The organism is Clostridia bacterium, assembly GCA_024653205.1.
In the GTDB taxonomy this organism is placed as follows: domain Bacteria; phylum Bacillota; class DSM-521; order Neomoorellales; family SLTJ01; genus JANLFO01.
On the sequence record JANLFO010000013.1, the window covers coordinates 45,100 to 62,654 of the forward strand.

General features: G+C 67.0%; 16 protein-coding genes. All 16 read right to left on the reverse strand.

All coding sequences use genetic code 11. The features are described from left to right. Nucleotides 1–5: 5 nt before the first annotated feature. On the reverse strand, nucleotides 6–1,106 hold the full coding sequence (gene spoVE, locus NUV99_07910; protein ID MCR4420033.1) for a stage V sporulation protein E: 1,101 nt from the start codon (nucleotides 1,104–1,106) through the stop codon (nucleotides 6–8). Next, the gene (murD, locus tag NUV99_07915; protein MCR4420034.1) at nucleotides 1,100–2,473 is read right to left on the reverse strand and encodes a UDP-N-acetylmuramoyl-L-alanine--D-glutamate ligase; all 1,374 of its coding nucleotides are present in this window, start codon (nucleotides 2,471–2,473) and stop codon (nucleotides 1,100–1,102) included. Before murD ends, spoVE begins: the two co-directional genes overlap by 7 nt. A gap of 285 nt (nucleotides 2,474–2,758) precedes the next feature. Further along, the gene (gene mraY, locus NUV99_07920; GenBank protein ID MCR4420035.1) at nucleotides 2,759–3,724 is read right to left on the reverse strand and encodes a phospho-N-acetylmuramoyl-pentapeptide-transferase; all 966 of its coding nucleotides are present in this window, start codon (nucleotides 3,722–3,724) and stop codon (nucleotides 2,759–2,761) included. Further along, complete coding sequence (locus NUV99_07925) at nucleotides 3,721–5,079, reverse strand: UDP-N-acetylmuramoyl-tripeptide--D-alanyl-D-alanine ligase (GenBank protein ID MCR4420036.1); 1,359 nt, start codon at nucleotides 5,077–5,079, stop codon at nucleotides 3,721–3,723. Before NUV99_07925 ends, mraY begins: the two co-directional genes overlap by 4 nt. 1 nt (nucleotide 5,080) lies before the next feature. Next, nucleotides 5,081–6,577, reverse strand: a complete 1,497-nt coding sequence (locus NUV99_07930; protein ID MCR4420037.1) for a UDP-N-acetylmuramoyl-L-alanyl-D-glutamate--2,6-diaminopimelate ligase — start codon at nucleotides 6,575–6,577, stop codon at nucleotides 5,081–5,083. Nucleotides 6,578–6,744: 167 nt separating this feature from the next. Next, complete coding sequence (locus NUV99_07935; GenBank protein MCR4420038.1) at nucleotides 6,745–8,856, reverse strand: penicillin-binding transpeptidase domain-containing protein; 2,112 nt, start codon at nucleotides 8,854–8,856, stop codon at nucleotides 6,745–6,747. Nucleotides 8,857–8,870: 14 nt separating this feature from the next. Further along, nucleotides 8,871–9,386 (reverse strand): cell division protein FtsL, encoded by a 516-nt coding sequence (locus NUV99_07940; protein MCR4420039.1) that lies wholly within the window; start codon nucleotides 9,384–9,386, stop codon nucleotides 8,871–8,873. Beyond that, complete coding sequence (gene rsmH / locus NUV99_07945) at nucleotides 9,383–10,351, reverse strand: 16S rRNA (cytosine(1402)-N(4))-methyltransferase RsmH (protein ID MCR4420040.1); 969 nt, start codon at nucleotides 10,349–10,351, stop codon at nucleotides 9,383–9,385. The genes NUV99_07940 and rsmH overlap by 4 nt, the downstream gene beginning before the upstream one ends. Continuing rightward, entirely contained in the window at nucleotides 10,352–10,777 is a 426-nt protein-coding gene (gene mraZ / locus NUV99_07950) for a division/cell wall cluster transcriptional repressor MraZ (protein MCR4420041.1), read from the reverse strand. Nucleotides 10,778–11,053: 276 nt separating this feature from the next. After that, nucleotides 11,054–12,148 (reverse strand): hypothetical protein, encoded by a 1,095-nt coding sequence (locus tag NUV99_07955; protein ID MCR4420042.1) that lies wholly within the window; start codon nucleotides 12,146–12,148, stop codon nucleotides 11,054–11,056. 3 nt (nucleotides 12,149–12,151) lie between these two features. Then, a complete protein-coding gene (locus tag NUV99_07960; GenBank protein MCR4420043.1) occupies nucleotides 12,152–13,345 on the reverse strand; it encodes an amidohydrolase in 1,194 nt (397 codons plus the stop codon). A 6-nt stretch (nucleotides 13,346–13,351) separates the two neighbouring features. Then, the gene (locus NUV99_07965) at nucleotides 13,352–13,948 is read right to left on the reverse strand and encodes an aldolase (protein MCR4420044.1); all 597 of its coding nucleotides are present in this window, start codon (nucleotides 13,946–13,948) and stop codon (nucleotides 13,352–13,354) included. Between the two features lie 117 nt (nucleotides 13,949–14,065). Beyond that, nucleotides 14,066–15,838, reverse strand: coding sequence for an aldehyde ferredoxin oxidoreductase family protein (locus NUV99_07970; GenBank protein MCR4420045.1), 1,773 nt, complete (start codon nucleotides 15,836–15,838; stop codon nucleotides 14,066–14,068). Between the two features lie 3 nt (nucleotides 15,839–15,841). Next, nucleotides 15,842–16,084 (reverse strand): MoaD/ThiS family protein, encoded by a 243-nt coding sequence (locus tag NUV99_07975; GenBank protein MCR4420046.1) that lies wholly within the window; start codon nucleotides 16,082–16,084, stop codon nucleotides 15,842–15,844. After that, the gene (locus NUV99_07980; GenBank protein ID MCR4420047.1) at nucleotides 16,068–17,075 is read right to left on the reverse strand and encodes an ROK family protein; all 1,008 of its coding nucleotides are present in this window, start codon (nucleotides 17,073–17,075) and stop codon (nucleotides 16,068–16,070) included. The genes NUV99_07975 and NUV99_07980 overlap by 17 nt, the downstream gene beginning before the upstream one ends. Further along, nucleotides 17,062–17,352, reverse strand: a complete 291-nt coding sequence (locus NUV99_07985) for an alpha/beta-type small acid-soluble spore protein (protein MCR4420048.1) — start codon at nucleotides 17,350–17,352, stop codon at nucleotides 17,062–17,064. Before NUV99_07985 ends, NUV99_07980 begins: the two co-directional genes overlap by 14 nt. Nucleotides 17,353–17,555 lie beyond the last annotated feature (203 nt).

The following is a 17,555-nucleotide window of genomic DNA, read 5'->3' on the forward strand; positions in this document are numbered from 1 at the left end:
CGCGCTCAGGTGGCGGGCGCGGTGTGGCGGGAAAGGTTCAGGAGCACCCCCACCGCTGCCAGCGTTACCAGAAGAGAAGAACCTCCGTAACTCACGAAGGGAAGGGTAATGCCGGTAACCGGCAAGGTTCCGGTTACCACGCCCAGGTTGATCAAAGCCTGGAAGGCCAGCATGGAAGTGATCCCGCTGGCCAGCAGGCGACCGAAGGCGTTCGGGGCCAGGAGGGCCACCCGCGTACCCCTCCAGATCACCACGAAGAGCAGGATCAGTACCGCCAGACAGCCCACGAATCCCAACTCCTCGCCCAGGATGGCGAAGATGAAGTCCGTATGTTGCTCGGGCACGTAGAGGAACTTCTGGCGGCTGAATCCCAGGCCTACTCCGAAAAGCCGGCCCGAACCCAGAGCCAGAAGCGACTGAAGGGTTTGAAATCCTGCCCCCTGGGGGTCGGCTTCGGGATTCCGAAAGGCCAGCAGGCGCTCCAGGCGATATTCCTCACCCACAATGGCCGCAAGGGTGGCGGCAATACCCGCCACCGCCAACAGCGACAGGTGGGAGGGGCGGGCTCCCGCGGCGAAGAGCATCAGGTAGGTGGTTCCCGCCAGAATGATGGCCGTACCCAGGTCGGGCTGGGCCAGGACCAGCCCCGCCGCCACACCCAGTACCACCAGGGGAGGCAGTATTCCTTCCTTGAAGGACTCCAGGCGGTCCTGTTTGCGGGCCAGACCCCGGGCCAGGTACAATACCAGGGCGAGCTTGACCAGCTCTGAGGGTTGAAAGGTGAGCGGGCCCAGGCTCAACCACCGCACCGCGCCCTTGGTGGCCAGTCCCCCGACCAATACCAAGACCAGCAGGAAGAGGCTCAGGAGAAAGAAGCTGTTGGCCCAGCGTTCCAGGCGGAAGTAGTCCACCCTGGCGGCGAAGAACATGGCTGCCAGGGCCAAGACCGCCCACATCCCCTGCCGCTTTAGATAGTAGAAAGGATCGTGATGGCTGAGCATGGCCGCGTAGGAACTGGAGCTGAATACCATCACTATCCCGATCACGGTTAGGGCAACGGCCGCCAGGAACAGAAAGAAGTCCGGAGCCTGCGTGCGCACTACGATTCCCCCTCGGTTTCTTTACGGCCGCGTACCAGCCGCTTGAAGAGTTCCCCGCGCTCCTCGTAATTGGCAAACATGTCCCAGCTCGCACAGGCCGGACTGAGGAGTACCACCTCGCCGGGCCGGGCGATCCTGCCGGCCTCGGTTACGGCCTCCGCCAGATCTGCCACCCGGGAGACGGTCTTCAGGCCGGCGGCGCGGGCCGCGGCTTCGATGGCCGGTGCGGCCTCCCCGAGAAGAATCAGGTGGCGCACCCGGCCCCGCATCTTGTCTGCCAGTTCCTCAAAGGAGGCTCCCTTGTTGCGCCCGCCGGCGATCAACACGATGGGACGGTCAAAGGCCTCGAGGGCCTTGATGGCGGCGTCCGGATTGGTGGCCTTGGAGTCGTTATAGTAGGCCACTCCCCCTATTACCCCTACCGGCTCCAGCCGGTGGGGCACCCCCGGAAAACTGCGCAGGGTGCGGGCGATACTTTCGGGGGAAACCCCGAAGACCCAGGCCGCGGCCGCGGCCGCCAGTGAGTTCTCCCAGTTGTGCCGACCCGGCAGGGAGAGCTCGCGCACCGGGAGCAGCCGCACCTGCTCGGCTCCCCGGGATAACACCACCCAATCATCCGAAAGGTAGGCTCCCTCCCCCAACTCGTGGCGGGTGCTGAAGTACAGCACCCGTCCGGGCGTCTCCGCTGCCAGGCTCCGAACCAGGGGATCGTCGAAGTTCAATACGATCCAGTCCTCCGGTCGCTGCCGCCGGAAAATCCGGGCTTTCGCCGCCCGGTAGCTGGCCAGATCGGGGTGCCGGTCCAGGTGATCCGGCGTGAGGTTCAGAAGCACCGCCACCCGAGGGGCAAAGGTCTCCACGGTTTCCAGCTGAAAGCTGCTGACTTCGGCCACTACCACCGCGTCCTCCGGAGCCTTTACCACCTCGCCCACCAGGGGCACCCCGATGTTTCCGGCCACCACCGTGGTCCGACCGGCGTCCCGGAACATCTGCCCCAAAAGCGCGGTGGTGGTGGTCTTTCCGTTGGTGCCCGTGACCGCCAGGACGGGCTGCCGGGCCAGGCGGTAGGCCAGCTCGATCTCGCTCCACACCGGCAGCCCCACCTCCCGGGCCGCCCGCAGCGGCGGCTCGCTCGGCGGTACTCCGGGGCTGGCGATCACCAGGTCGTACTCTTCCCGGGATACCGGGGCATATGCTCCCGCTACCACCCTCACCCGGGAACCCAGTCCTTCCCGGGCCAGGGCCGAAGCCGGCTTCAAATCCGTGAGGGTGACGCTGGCTCCCAGTTCGTCCAGCACCCGCGCGGCTGCCAGGCCGCTGCGGCCGGCACCCACCACCAGCACCCGTTTTCCCACCCATGCCTCGGGCTGCATCCTCTTGCCTCCTGCCCCGGCGCACTCCCCGCCGGGTGCGGAATTTGTTCCGCCGCCCGGGCCGGGCTCCTGCGCCCCTGATGGATTCCTGCGCTTCTCTCGCGCCAATCCCGGTTTCTCCGGGCACCTGAGTCCCGGCACAACCGGGGGTCAACCCCCTCTGCCTCCTCCGTCGTCCGCAGCTTGCTGAGGGCAGTCCTGGTTCCCCCTCGTACCGGTCGCTTAGCCGACCGGCACGCTTTAGGTACTCGGGGAAAACCAGGACTGCCCAAAGGTGCGTATCACTCAGGCCCTGCTCCCCAGTACCAGCAGCGTCACGCCCAGGCCAGCCAGCACTGCCGCCGCCAGCCAGAGGCCCGCCACCACCCGGGGCTCCGGCCAGCCCTTGAGCTCCAGGTGGTGGTGGTAGGGAGTCATGCGCCACAGCCTCCGCCCGCCGATCCGGTAAGCTGCCACCTGCAGGATCACGGTAAGCGTTTCCCAGGCGTACACCCCGCCCACCACCAGCCACAGCAGCTCGGTGCGGGTGAGCACGGCCAAGGCGCCCAGAACGGCACCGATGCCCAGGGCGCCGGTATCGCCCATGAATACCCGGGCCGGGTGGCGGTTGTAGACCAGAAAGCCGGCACAGGAGCCGGCCAGGGCGGCCGCGGCCACGGCCAGCTCCGTGTAGCCCAGCCAGAGGGCAATCAGGGTGTAGGCCGCCGCGGCCAGAACCGCTATTCCCGCCGCCAGACCGTCCAGGCCGTCGGTCAGGTTAACCGCGTTGCTGCTGGCCACCATCACCAGCAGGGCAAAAAGGTAGTATACCCATCCCAGATCCCAATGCCGGCCGAAAGGAAAGAGTTCTACCTCCGTACCCCGGCCCCAAAAGGCTACCGCCGCCACCGCCAGGCTGAGGCTCAACACAACCTGCCCAAGGATCTTCTGCCGGGCCCTCAGACCCAGTGAACGCCGCCGGCAAACCTTGAGATAGTCGTCCCCGAATCCCAGCAGCCCGAAGCCCGCCCCCGCCGCCAGCACCAGGAACACCGGCAGGCTCCAACCGGCCCAGGCGCAGGTGGCCAGCCCCCAGGCGGGCAGGAAAATCAGGCCGCCCATGGTGGGCGTACCAGCCTTGGCCACGTGGCGGGCCGGCCCGTCATCGCGGATGGTCTGCTGCACCTTGAGGCGCCGCAGCACCGGTATGAGGAGCGGCCCCAGGGCCAGGCTGACAATCAGAGCGGTTAAGAAGGCCATGAGTACGGTCATGACGGTGCCTGCAGGGCTCGGACCAGGCTTTCCAGGCCCAGCGATCTGGAAGCCTTAACCAGTACCAGGTCTCCCTCCTTTAAATTCCATCGTAAAAACTCCAGAGCTTCTTCAGCGGTAAGGAAGGAATGCACCCTGTTCTCCTTCAGACCTCCGGCGAGCGCGCCCGCGGCGATCTCCCGGGCGGCAGCCCCTACGGTCACTACCAGGTCGATGCCCAGGCGGGCGGCGATCTCTCCCACCTCCCGGTGCGCCGCCGGGGCGAGATCACCCAGCTCCAGCATGTCGCCCAGTACGGCCACCGCCCGTCCGGTGCGCCGTTCGGCCAGCACCTCCAGAGCGCCGCGCACGGAAACCGGGTTGGCGTTGTAGGCGTCGTTCAGAATGAGCCAGCCCCCCGCGCCCCGAACCGGCTCCAGGCGCATACCGCTGATCCGCACCTCGGCGAGGGCCCGGGCCATTAACTGCGGCTCCAGGCCCAAACAGTAGCCCACGGCCAGGGCGGCCAGGGCGTTGGGCACGTTATGCCGGCCCCACAGGGGCAGGTGAACGGGCTGGGTCCGATCACCGAGAAGGGCCGAAAACCGGTAACCGTCGGGCGTTACCTCTACCCCCTCCGCCCGCACCTCCGCGCCCCTTCCGTAACCGTAGTAGCACACGCGGCAGACGCACCTTTCGCCCAGGCGCCGGCAGTACGGATCGTCGTAGTTGAGGACGGCCAGCCCCTGCGAACCCAGGCACTCCAGGAGTTCGGCCTTGGCCGCGGCGATGTTTTCCATGGAGCCCAGCCTTTCGATATGGGCGGGCCCGATATTGGTGATGACCCCGACCCGGGGCCGGGCCAAGGAGCAGAGAAAGGCAATCTCTCCCCGACCGCGCATGCCCATCTCCACCACCAGCGCCCCGTGTTCCGGCCCCAGTTCGAGAAGCGTCAGGGGCAGCCCGATTTCGTTATTGAAATTGCCCCGCGTGGCCGCCGTGGGCCACCGCGTGGCCAGCACTCGGGCCACCAGGTCCTTGGTAGTGGTCTTGCCGGTACTCCCGGTGACGCCCACCGCCACCACGGAGAACTGCGAACGGTAGAACCCAGCCCACTGCTGCAGGGCGGCCAGCGTATCCGCCACCAACAGGAGGGAATAGTCGCCCGGCGGCAGCTCCGCCGGCAGCCGGGAGACTACCGCTCCCGCCGCTCCCCGGCGCAGGGCGTCGGCAAGGAAGTCGTGCCCGTCGAAGCGGGGCCCCCTCAGGGCAAAAAAGACTTCTCCCCGCCTGATAGTGCGGCTGTCGGCAGACACTCCCCGCACCCAGTGGTGGTCGTCGCCGCGCACCAGGCGTGCACCTATGGCCCTTCTCATGCTACCGAGCTGTACCGCCTGCATTGCCTCTCCCGCTCAGTATCTCCCTGACCACCTGACGGTCGTCAAAGGGCAGGATCCGATCTCCTATAATCTGGCAGGTCTCGTGCCCCTTCCCGGCGATGAGAACCACATCATCCCGGTCGGCCAGGCCCAGCGCCAGCTCGATGGCCCGGTAGCGGTCCGGTTCCACCCGGTAACCGTCCCGCCGGACGCTCACGTACCCGGCCCGGATTTCCTCAATTATGGCCAGGGGGTCCTCACTGCGGGGGTTGTCGGAGGTGATCACGCTCAGGTCGCTGTGGCGGGCGGCTACGGCCCCCATCTGGGGCCGTTTGGTGCGGTCGCGGTCCCCCCCGCAGCCGAAAACCAGGATCACCCGCCCCCGGGTTAGGCCTCGGGCCGCCTCCAGCACCTTGAGCAGCCCGTCCGGGGTGTGGGCATAGTCTACCAGCACGGTGAAGTCCTGCCCCGCCTCCACCCGCTCGAAGCGGCCGGGAACGCCCCGCACCGTGGCCAGGGCCCGGTTGACCGCCTCGGGCTCCATACCTTCCTGCCAGCCCACGACCCAGGCAGCCAGGGCATTATAAACGTTGAAGCGGCCGGTGAGGGCCAGCCGCACCCGGCAGCGCCCCCCGGGCCAGTGCAGGTCAAACGCTACCCCTGCCGGATCCAATCCCAGGTTCTCCGCCCGCACCTCGGCCCGGCTCTGAAGCCCGTAGGTGATTACCGGCACCCGGGTCACGGCTGCCAGTTCGGTGCTGGCCGGATCGTCGGCGTTGAGCACCGCATACTGGCTGCCGGACCGCTCCGGGTCCAGCAGCCGGAAGAGCTTGGCCTTGGCCGCCAGATAGCTCCCCATGTCACGATGGAAGTCCAGATGATCCGGAGTAAGGTTGGTAAATACACCCACGTCAAAGGCACACCCACGCAGCCTCTCCAGCTCCAGGGCGTGGGAGGAAACCTCCAGCACCGCCCCGCTCAGGCCCCGGTCGCGCATCCGGGCCAGCAACTCCTGCAGATCGCTGGCCTCGGGAGTGGTACGGGCCGCCCCCAGTTGTTCCTCGCCTATCTGCGCCCCCACCGTACCCACCAGCCCGCAGGTACGACCACCTGCCTCCAGAACCGCCCGGATAAGGTGGGTAGTGGTAGTCTTGCCGTTGGTGCCGGTAACGCCGTACAGGCGCAGCCTGGCGGCCGGATGGCCGTAGAACGCTGCCGCCAGTTCTCCCAAGGCCCGGCGGCTGCTCGCCACCTCCGCCCAGGCTACTCCCGCCGGTACCGCCTCGCGCCTTTCCACCACCACCGCCGCTGCCCCGCGGGCCACGGCGTCGGCAAGAAACCGGTGCCCGTCCGTGCGAAAGCCGGGCACGGCCACAAAGAGGCCGCCCGGCCTTACCGCGCGGGAATCGTAGTATATGCCGCTGACCGGCACCTCAAGGTCGCCGCCGGCAGCCTCTACCGGCGTGGCGGACAGGAGTTCGGAAAGAGGTTTCATGCCGCCCTCCCGCTTATCTGCCCGGCGGTGCCACCGCCGTTCGCCATGATTTTATCCCACCATCTAGACGGCGTAAAGGCCGCCCGAGTTCGAGTAATCTCCACTTTCTGGGGAACCGGGACTGCCGGAAGAAGCCGGGTTCGGCCGCACGCGAGGCCGAGGCTCGGCTAGGGACCGACCGTGGCCGCCGCCTCATCTTCCCGCAGCACTGCCTTCACCCGGCTCCCTTTCGGAACCGGGGTGTAGGGCACCGGGTCCTGCTCCATTACCCGGCCGCTGCCCTGAGCCTCCAGGTTGAGATGCAGCGAGCCCAGGAGGGCCAGGGCCTGGCTGAGACTTAGACCCGTCAGGTCCGGAACCAGTACCTCCTCTTTGGCTTCCGCCTGAAGCAGAACCCGGCTCCCCCTGGCGACCGACGCCCCGGCTACCGGGACCTGATCCCAGACCTGAACGCCGGTCCCGGCCACCTGGGCCTCCAGGCCGGCCTCCCGCAGCCGGGCCGCGGCTTCCTTTACCGGTAAGGCCACTACCGAGGGCACCCGTACTTCCTGGGTTTCCCGTGAACCCGGCTCGGCCGGAGGCACGCCCAGGTACCGGAGCACGGCTTCCGCCAGGCGCTGAAAGATCGGTGCCGCCACCGTGCCGCCGAAATAGGGGTAACCCTGGGGTTCGTCCACCACCACCAGGGCCACCACCCGCGGGTCGTTTACCGGCGCATAGCCGATGAAGGAAGCCACGTACTTGTCCGGCAGGTATCCGCCCGGCCCGGGCTTCTGGGCGGTTCCGGTTTTTCCCGCGGCGCGATAACCGGGGATATAGGCGTTACGGCCGGTCCCGTCCTTTACCACCTGTTCCAGGAGCGCTCCCAACCGCGAGGCGGTCTCTTCGGAGATTACCCTCCGCACCGGCTCCGGGTCCAGGCGCTTCACCGTTCGCCCCTCGGCGTCCCGGATCTCCCTCACCAGGTGGGGGCGCATCCAGACGCCGCCGTTGGCCACTGCCGCCGCGGCGGCCGCCAGCTGAATGGGGGTCACGGCAATAGACTGGCCAATAGATATGGCCGCCACCTGGATCTCCCGCAGGCTCTCCTGGGGGATGAGCTGGCCGGTGGCCTCACCGGGAGTATCGATGCCGGTCCTGGCGCCGAAACCGAAGGCCTTAATGTAATCGTAGAAGCGGGCGGGGTGGCCCTCGTAGAGCCTCAGGCCCAGGGTGACGAATACCGGGTTACAGGAATTCTTCACTCCCTCGATCAGGGTTTCGCTGCCGTGGCCCCGGGGATACCGCCAGCACCGGACGCGGTGGCTGCCCACCATTATGTAGCCGGGATCGTAGAACTTTTCCCCCTCCTTGGTCAGACCTTCTTCCAGCGCCGCCGCGGCGGTGACAATCTTGAAGGTAGACCCCGGTTCGTAGGTATCGCTCACGTTGGGGTTCCGCCAGGTGGCGGCAGGAAAGCTGGCGTACCGGTTGGGATCGAAGGAAGGCCGGCTGGCCATGGCCAGGATTTCACCCGTACGCGGGTCCATCACGATTATGGCCGCGCGGGTGGGAGCGGTAGGGCTTTCCATCAGGGCGTCCAGTTCCCTTTCTGCCAGGTACTGGACGGTGCTGTCGATCGTCAGCACCAGGCTCAGGCCGTCTTGCGGCGGCTCGTAGGCGTGGGTGGCCTGGGGTATCTCCCTCCCCACCGCGTCGGCCTCCACCTTTAGGGCACCGTTGCGACCGCGTAACTGCTGATCGTAGAAATACTCTAAGCCCTCCAGGCCCTGGTTATCGATGCCGGCAAAGCCCAGCACGTTGGCCGCCAGCGTACCCTGGGGATAGTAGCGCTGGTTCTCCTCGATTATCTCTATGCCCGGCAGCTCCAGACTGCTGATGCGGTCGGCCTGCGCGAACTCCACCCGGCGCCGGACGTAGGCATAGAGGGTGTTCGAGGTAATACGCCGGTATATGTCTTCCTCCTCGGCCCCGAGGATGGCCGCGAGCTTGGCCGCGATCTCCCGCTCCCGACCGGACGACCTCACTTCCGGCGGGAAAGCCACTACCGTCGGTGCACTTACGCTGATGGCCAACTCTCGCCCCTGCCGGTCGAAGATCTTTCCCCGGCGGGCGGGGATGACCACCTGGCGCAGGCGCAGTTCCGTCGCCTCGGCCTCCAGCTCTCGCCCGCGCACCAGCTGTATCCAGGCCAGCCGCGCGCACACCAGCGACAGGCAAAAGCAGAATACGAAGAACAGGGCCAAGATGCGGCGTCGCATCGTCAGGTTGGACGTCACCGCTACCGCCTCGCCTAGTCACCCGCCAGTGCACTTTGGCCCTCCACCCTCGGCCCCAGCCAGCGGGAAACGGCCCGGGCCAACTCCCTCCAGAGCGGAGTCGGTTCCTGGGCCTGCGCTAGCTCCGCTCCCGGTCTGAGGCCCACCTCGGCCTCGGCCCGGGCCAGGCTGGTAACGGGAAGCGGCCGCACGTGGGCGAGATCGGGCTCCACCAGTCCCAGCCTGTCTTGCGCCAGTTGGGCCAATCGCGACGGGTCCTTGAGCCTCGCCACTTCCAGCTCCAGCTTCTGGGTGGTCCTCTCCAGCGACAGGTTCTCGCCTCGAACCTGTGCCAGCCGGTAGCCCAAAGCGTTCAGCCGGGCGGTCTGCGCTACCACCACCACCCCGGACAGAAATACCAGGGCCACCAGGGCGAGGCCCAAGATCTTGGCCCGGGCGTTCGGTCGGGGACGGACGGCAGTCCGCTCCCGCGGTGATTCCGCAGGTTCAACCTCGACCGTGGGAAGAGGCGCTACTAGCAAATTATTCATGTGCCCACCCCGCCAGAACCCAGTTTTTCCGCCGCCCGCAAGCGGGCACTTCGGGCCCGGGGATTGCGGGCGACCTCCTCCTTACCGGGGCGAAGCGGGCGCGGGGTCAATACCCGTAAGGTAGCCGCACCGCCCCCGCAGACGCACACGGGCAGCGAGGGAGGACAAGTACACCCCCGGCTCCGCGCCCGCAGGAAAGTCTTTACCGTCCTGTCCTCCAGCGAATGGTAGGCCAGCACTACCAGACGGCCGCCGGGCTTGAGCACCGCTTCCGCCTGGGCCAGGCCTTGCTCCAGGCTCTCCAGCTCACGGTTTACGGCTATGCGCAGGGCCTGGAACGTGCGGCGGGCCGGGTGCGGGCCGCGACGGCGGGCCGCCGCCGGGATGGCATCCTTTACCACTGCCGCCAGTTGGGTAGTGGTAAGGATGGGTTGGCGGCGACGGTGCTCCACGATCGCCCGCGCGATGCGCCTGGCCCACCGTTCCTCCCCGTACCGGGCGATAATGCGCGCCAATTCCTCTTCGGACAGGCGGTTTACCAGTTCGGCCGCACTGATTCCTCGGCCGGGGTCCAGGCGCATGTCCAGAGGCGCCTCCTGCCGATAGCTGAAACCCCTCTCCGGCCGGTCCAGCTGCAGGCTGGACACTCCCAGGTCGAAGAGCACTCCGTCCGCCCGGTCTACCCCGGTCTCCCCCAGCACTTCTCTTAGATCCCGAAAGTCCGCCTGTGCCAAGATTACCCGCTCCCCGAAGGGTCTGAGATTCTCCCGAGCGGCGGCCAGGGCGTGAGGGTCGCGGTCCAGCCCGATCAGGAGCCCCTGCGGCCCCAGACGCTCCAGGATCGCGCGGCTGTGCCCCCCTGCTCCCACCGTGGCATCCACGTAGACCCCGCCCGGCCGCACCGCCAGCGCCTCGATCACCGCCTCCGGCAGTACCGGAACGTGAACTGCAGTCGGCCGTCCCACCTATAGAGCCTCCAGCTTTCCGGCCAAGACCTCAAAATCCGCCTGAGCCTTCCGGGTATATTCTTGCCACAAAGTGGCATTCCATATCTCCACCCGGGCAGAGACGCCTATGACCGCTGCCTCGCGCTCCAGCTGGGCGTACTCGCGCAGGGATGGGGGAATGAGGACTCTGCCCTGACGGTCGAATTCACATTCCGCCGCCCCGGCAAAGAACAGCCGCGTAAACGCCCGCGCTTCGGGGTTAACGAAGGGCAGGGACTTGAGCTTCTCCTCCAGCCCCTTCCACTCCGAGAGGGGATAGAGAAACAGGCAGCGGTCCAGTCCCTTGGTCATGATAAACCTGGGCCCGAGACCCTCGCGCAACCGGGCGGGTATGATCAGCCGGCCTTTTTCGTCCAGGCTGTGCTGAAACTCCCCCAGGAACACCTCCTGCCTCCCCTCTCCACCACTTGTCCCCACTACCCTCCACCCAATACTTCAACGCCCCGGGAAAAATTCCTGCCGGCAGTAGGCAAAAAATTATAAAGAGCGCCCGCAGGCGCTCTAAGGCCCCAGTGAAAACTGCGGCTCGAGCTTCGGGCTCCGGCGGGCTCGCCGCGCAAGAACCCGTCCATGGCGCCGGCGCGGCTTCGGCCGTCCAGAGGCCTGGCGCCCGCCTCCACCCTTGCTCTCACCGAGTTCGGTGTCCAGCGAGGCTTGGCTTTAGGTACCCGGGGAGAAGGAATCGCGCAGCAGTTCCCCCGTGGCCGCGGTCAGTTCGTAGATGTGCACCGCCAGGTCCGGCTCCAGAAGTCCGGTACCGCAGCTGGGGGTGAGAATGCACTGCCGGCGGAGAAGTTCTCCGTCCAACCCTCGCTCTTCCAGCATCCTAACCCCCCCGCGCCAACGCCTGGCCAGCGAGGACGGAGTCTCCTCCCATGCCTGCGGGGAGGTGGGCACCAGACCCCAGGCCAGCACCCCGCCTGCGGCGAGGAACGGCGCCAATTCCCGGCTATGGGCCAGAAGCGGGGAGAAAAAACCGTAGGCGTCAAAGCTCAGTACGACGAAGCCTGCGGCCAGGGGGATGGACCAGTCCACCCCGGCGCAGCAGTGGATTCCCGGCACCGCCCCTGCCTCCCGGACGGCCCGGGCTATTTCCGCCAGATCGGCAACTATGGCTTCCCGGTCCAGGCCTACGTGCTGCGAGGTGCCCCAGGCGCCTACCGCCGGATCGTCCACGAAGATCACCACCGGACGGCGGCACCTTTCGGCCAGCATCCGGGCCTGCCAGGCCGCACTCCGGGCCAGACAATTTACCACCAGCTCGCGCAGCTGAGGATCGTAGTAGGCCGGCTTTCCCTCCCGGTCGAAAAGGCTCAGGCCGACCGAGAGGGGCCCGGCAACCTGGCCCTTGACCGTTTCCGCGGCCGCAAACCGTCCGGACGCGAAAGCCTCGGCGAAAGCGTAGAGGCCGCCCGCCGCCTCCGGCGAGGGGGCAAACTCCCGGTCGGCGGCTTCCTCCCCGGATGCCGAGGCCAGGTACCGCTCGTAAAAGGCGGTGAGGCCGGGAACCCAACCGGGGGAATCCGGCGCGAAATGCCAGCCTTCCGGCGCCTCCCGCAAAAGACCCAGGCGGACGAGCAACCCCAGGAACTGATTGGTAAAGAATTCTTGGCGGCTCCGGCGGGGCAGCTGCGGCCAGTGCGGAACTACGGGCATGCACCGGGCGATGAGTTCCAGGGCCGCATCCGGAGTGGAAAAAGGAAGGCTGCCGATACCGGTAACCGTGAAGGGCCTCAGCTTACCGTCTGAGGGCATGGCTCACCGCCCCGATTCGTCCTGAAGATAGTCCCAGCAAATCTGCGCCAGGAGGGCCGCACCCAAGGGAAGCGCCTCCTCGTCCAGATCAAAGCAGGGGTGGTGCCAGGGGTAGTTGGGACCCTGAGGCTTACCCACACCCAGGTCGAAGTGCACCGCCGGCCGCGCCTGGGCGAAGTAGGCAAAGTCTTCGCTGCCCATGGCCGGCAGGGGTAGGCGCAGGGCGCGCTCCCCGCCCACCACCTGACGGCACGAGCGCTCCACCAAGCCCAGCAGCTCGGCATCGTTGACCAGAAGGGGATAACCTTCCTGGTAGTCCAACTCATATGAGGCTCCGTAGGCCAGGGCCACGCCGTCCAGAAGCCGCCGCATGAGTTCGGGCACCTGGCGCCGCACCTCCGGGGAAAGGGCGCGCACGGTCCCGGTCATCACCACTTCTTCCGCTACCACGTTGCTCTTTACCCCGCCCCGCACGGTTCCGATGCTCAGTACCACCGGCTCCAGGGGATTGATGAGCCGGCCGGGAAGGCTCTGCAAGGCCAGTACCGCGTGCGCGGCCACCACAATGGCGTCCACCGCCAGGTGGGGAGAGGAGCTGTGACCGCTCTTTCCCCGCACCGTGAGGGTGAAACTGTCCACCGAGGCCATGGCCACCCCTGCTTTCAGCCCCACCGCCCCTACCGGCAGGTGAGGATTGACGTGCAGGGCCACCACCGCGTCTACCGCCGGATTGGAAAGCACCCCTGCCCGGAGCATGGCCAGGGCCCCTCCCGGCGGGGTTTCCTCGCAGGGTTGAAAGATCAGCTTCACCGTGCCCGGCAACTCCTGACGCACTTCGGCCAGCAGGCAGGCCGCCCCCAGGGCTATGGCTACGTGGGCGTCGTGGCCGCAGGCGTGCATTACCCCCGGCCGCACGGAGGCAAAGGGCAGGTCGGTCCTTTCCGTAATCGGCAGGGCGTCCATGTCTGCCCGAACGGCTATCCCCTTTGCCCGCCGGTTTCCCCACAGCACGCCCACCACACCGGTACCGGCAATACCGGTCTGCACCTCCAGGCCGGCTTCCTTCAATACTTCGGCCACCAGCCGGCCGGTCTCCCACTCCTGAAAGCCCAGTTCCGGGTGCTGGTGGATACGACGACGCCACGCGATTATCTGCGGTTTCAGTTTCTCCGCCTGGAACCGAAACCGGGAACCCACGTTCTCTCACCACCGCTCATAGCCTTCGGCTCCTCGACGGTACTCCCGCTTCTCTTTACCGCTCAGCTCCAACAGGTAGAGGATCTTGCTCGCCGCCTCCAGGCAGGTGGTCCACTGGAGGGCCTCTTCAAGAAACTGGCCCACGGCGAAGGTGCCGTGGCCCCGGAGGACGACGATCTTGTAGTCGCGGAGGGCCGGGGCTACCAGGGCGGCTGCCTCGCCCGAACCTATGGTCCTCTCCGCGCTTACCACCGGCACCCGGTGTAAGAGGTAGGAAGCCTCGGAGTCTACCGGAACTATCGCCTCCCGGGTAAGGGAGAGCACCACGGTGTAGGGGGGATGGGCGTGCACCACCGCCAGGGCGCTGGTCTCCTGGTAAATGGCCCGGTGTACCCGGATCTCGGAGGAGGCCAGGGCGATCCCGCTGTCGTTTTCAAAAAGCCCGGTTTCTACCACATCCTGCCGGCGAAGATGCCCCAGACGGGCCCCGCGGCGGGTAATAAGCACGCGGTCGCCCAGACGCACGCTGAGGTTGCCGGCGTGAGAACTTACCAGACCGGAAAGAAAAAGGTCCCGACCCACGCGCCTGAACTCGTCTAACACCTGTCCTTCTCCTTATCCTAACGACTTCCCACCCGGTGCACCCGGCAGTTCGGGTTCGCGCGCCAAACCAGCACTGCCCTCGAAAAAGTGGGGATCCGTCAGGCAATCTGGTCCTGGTTATGGAGCCAACAGGCCTTCCAGACCCAACTGCCGGATCTTCGCTGGCGCAGGGGATCCGTCCGGCCCCCAGTTACGGAAGCGGTAGTACTCCTGCAGCATGGCCGACAACTCTACCGGACGACCCCGGCCCGGCTCCGCCAAAAGCCGGGGAGGCAGGGTGTCGTCCCGGGGCCCGAAGCCCACCCTCAGATTATATGCTCGCTCCAGGTTCCAAATCCTCTCTCCCACCAGCTGAAGATCCTGAGCCCTCCAGTCCAGGCCGGTGGCCGCGCGCAGCAAGCGCGCAAAGTGTTCCTCGCTCAGGGCGAGCGCGGCGAATTTGCACACCACCAGGGAATCCAGGGCGGCGTGGTTATGCTGAAGATAGATGAGCAGCCCGGCCTTACCGACGGCCTGCAGCCGGTCCACCAGCTTGGGAATACCCAGGATTTCGGGTCCCAGCATGTTGGCCCGCAAGTGGCACCCGCCGCGATTGGAGGTGGCAAAGCCCAGTCCCTGGCCCTGAAGACCCCTGGGGTCGTAAGCGGGCAGTTCCATTCCCTTCACCTGCATGGCCAGTTCCGGCGCACCCCGGCGCGCGGCCAGAACCCGAGAACCCAGGGCCAGTTCCTCCCCCTCTGCTTCCCGGCGCGCAATCCGGGGGATGAGCTGCAGCACCTTGTCTCCCGCACCGAAGGTCAGGCCCTCCGGACCCAGGCCCCGGGAGGAGAGTTCCATGGCGCAGGCCAGGGTGCCACCGGTAGAAATGGTATCCAAACCGAGACGGTTGCACAGAGCATTGGCCCGGATGACCGTTTCCGGGTCCTCGATCCCCAGGTCTGCGCCCAGGGACCAGATGCTCTCGTACTCCGGTCCCTCCCACTCCTGTCCGGCCATGGCCAGAACCCGGCCGCAGCCGATACCGCACCCCCAGCAGGCAGAACGGCGCCGGAAGAAGCGCGCCCGGAAATTCTCCCCGGAAAGAGCCTCTGCCGTCTCGAAGTATCCGTCTTGAAAATTGCGTACCGGAAAACTGCGGGCCTGGTTAACCAGGTGCACCAGTACTGCCGTGCCGAACTCGGGGAGGGCCTGCGCGGTCACGGGATTGGCGGCCAGGAGCTTCTCCGCCTCATAGCGCACGGCGAGGAAGTTCTCCTCGTCTGCCAGCTCTATCCGTCCCCGGCCGCTCACCACCACCGCCTTGAGGTTCTTGCTGCCCATTACCGCGCCCAGGCCACCCCGGCCGAAATGGCGCCGACCGTCCACCGAGGCGCAGGCGTAGGGAACGAGCCGTTCTCCGGCCGGGCCGATGGCCACCACACTGCTCAGGGCACCGGCCCGGGCCCGAATCCGGGCCACCGCTGCCGGCACCTCTAATCCCCACAAGTCCCCGGCCTCTTCCAGCCGTACCTCCTGCGGCGTGATTTCCAGATATACCGGTACCGGAGCGCGGCCGCGCACGATCAGGGCGTCGTACCCGCAGTGCTTCAGCCGCACGCCGAAGGCCCCCCCGGCGCTGCTGTCGCAAACCGTACCGGTTAACGGCGACCGGGTCACCGCCGTTATCCGCCCCGCCCCGGGTGCCACGGTGCCGGTAAGAGGCCCGGTGGCCAGCACCACCAGATTCTGCGGTCGCAGGGGTTCGGCGCCTAAGGCCTCGCTATAGAGCCAGTAAACGCCCAGCCCCCGGCCGCCCAGGAAGCGGCCGGCCAATTCCTCGGAGAGCGGCTCCGGGCACGCCGAACCGCGATCGAGGTCTACCCTCAGTATTCGTCCCCGCCAGCCCTTCACCGCCTACCCTCCGGCCAAAGGCGGGAAGATACTCACTTCCGCCCCCTCTTCCAGGGAAGAGCTCCGCGGCGCCACCATGCCGTTGACCATTACCACCGCCACCGCCTGCTCCGGCACGCGCACCAGGCGAAGCAGGTCCGCTACCGTGGGCCGCTCCCCGGGCACTTCCACTTCGAACTCCCCTTCCCGCGCGCCCAAGGGCGCGCAGCGCCGCAGACCGGCAAAGAGCTTAACCTTCAGCTTCAACTCCTTCCTCCCCCGCTTCCGGCCGCACCAGATAGGCGGCCCCCAGAATGCCCGCCCGGTTCCCCAGTTCGGCGGGAAGGATGAGCGGCGTCGGGTAGGCCATACCGGAGGCCCGGCGCGCCGTCTCCCGGCGCAGGTCCTCCAGGAACACCTCGGCCGCCTCCGCCACCCCTCCCCCCAGCAGAATAACCTCCGGATCTAGCGTTACCACCGCGTTCGCCAAGCCCACCGCCAGGTAGTATACGAGCCGGCCGACCACTTCCTCGGCCACGGGGTCGTGCTCCGGTGCCAAGGCCAGTATCTCTCGGATCCCCCAATCACCTTCGGCGGGCAGGCGCGTCGGCCGGCCGCTTCCGGCCAGTTCCCGCGCCAGCGCCTCCAGGGCCCCGGCACCCACGAACGCCTCCAGGCAACCCCGGTTGCCGCAGCCGCACACCGGACCGTCCGGGTCCACGGTCATGTGTCCCAACTCGCTGCCCAGCCCGCTCCTGCCCCTTGAGATCTCCCCTCCGATCAGGAGGGCGGAGCCCACGCCGGTACCCAGGGTAATCATGAGCAGGCGGTCAAATCCCCTGCCGGCGCCGAGCCAATACTCGCCGAGGGCGGCCACATGGGCGTCGTTATCTACCCGCACCGGCACCGGAAGCGCCGCGGCCAGGGCCGCGGCCAGGGGTACGCGCTCCCAGCCCAGATTGGGCGCAAACACCACCTCGCCCTGGGGCAGCCGTACCGTGCCCGGCACCCCCACCCCCACTCCGGCCACTGCCTCCCACCCCAGGCCTGCCCCTGCCAGCAGGGCCGCCGCGCTCTCGCACACCTGCTCCACTACGCCGGCATAACCCTGCCTCAGCCAGGTGGGTCGGCTCGCCGTTCGCAGCAGTACCCCGTCCGGCCGCACTATCCCCGCCTTGAGGAAGCGCCCCCCGATATCAACGCCCAGGAGGTATTTGCCTTCGATGATCCGGCCTCCTCGACTCTCATTCGGAGACAAATTCGTCGCCTTTGGCCGGCTTCCCTTCCGGCCCGGCGGCCTTTGTTTCCCCTCGGGCCAGGTCCTTCTCGGCCTGACGGACCAAACGCCTTACCATCTGGCCCCCGATCTTGCCTACCTCCCGGGTGGTAAGGTTCTCCCAGCCCCGGCGGGCAATGTCGTCATCCAGGTGAAGTTCCCGGGCCACCTCTTCCTTGAGCCCTTCCATTTCCTCCTTGGCCTGGGGCACCAGAATTCTGCCCCGCCGCCGTTCCTTGGCGTCGCCTGCTTTCGGCATGTCCTGTCCCTCCTAGAGAGCGGATCTTTGGCTTCCCTTCTTAGCTTTTCCGCCGCCAGGGCAAGCAAACCGAAACCCGCTTACTCGGGTAAAACCAGCAGTGCCCTCGAAAAAGCGGGGGTCCGTCAGAAGCCCACCCTGGTGGATTCCCACTTTCCCACGGGCGGTACCGGGTGCTCCCCGTTCGTACTGTCACCTCGCCG

Excerpts from the sequence above, each read along its gene's own strand:
- murD (MCR4420034.1), bottom strand. The coding sequence starts at position 2,473 with ATGCAGCCCGAGGCATGGGTGGGAAAACGGGTGCTGGTGGTGGGTGCC.
- mraY (MCR4420035.1), bottom strand. The coding sequence starts at position 3,724 with ATGACCGTACTCATGGCCTTCTTAACCGCTCTGATTGTCAGCCTGGCC.
- NUV99_07925 (MCR4420036.1), bottom strand. The coding sequence starts at position 5,079 with ATGAGAAGGGCCATAGGTGCACGCCTGGTGCGCGGCGACGACCACCAC.
- NUV99_07930 (MCR4420037.1), bottom strand. The coding sequence starts at position 6,577 with ATGAAACCTCTTTCCGAACTCCTGTCCGCCACGCCGGTAGAGGCTGCC.
- NUV99_07940 (MCR4420039.1), bottom strand. The coding sequence starts at position 9,386 with ATGAATAATTTGCTAGTAGCGCCTCTTCCCACGGTCGAGGTTGAACCT.
- NUV99_07955 (MCR4420042.1), bottom strand. The coding sequence starts at position 12,148 with ATGCCCTCAGACGGTAAGCTGAGGCCCTTCACGGTTACCGGTATCGGC.
- NUV99_07985 (MCR4420048.1), bottom strand. The coding sequence starts at position 17,352 with ATGCCGAAAGCAGGCGACGCCAAGGAACGGCGGCGGGGCAGAATTCTG.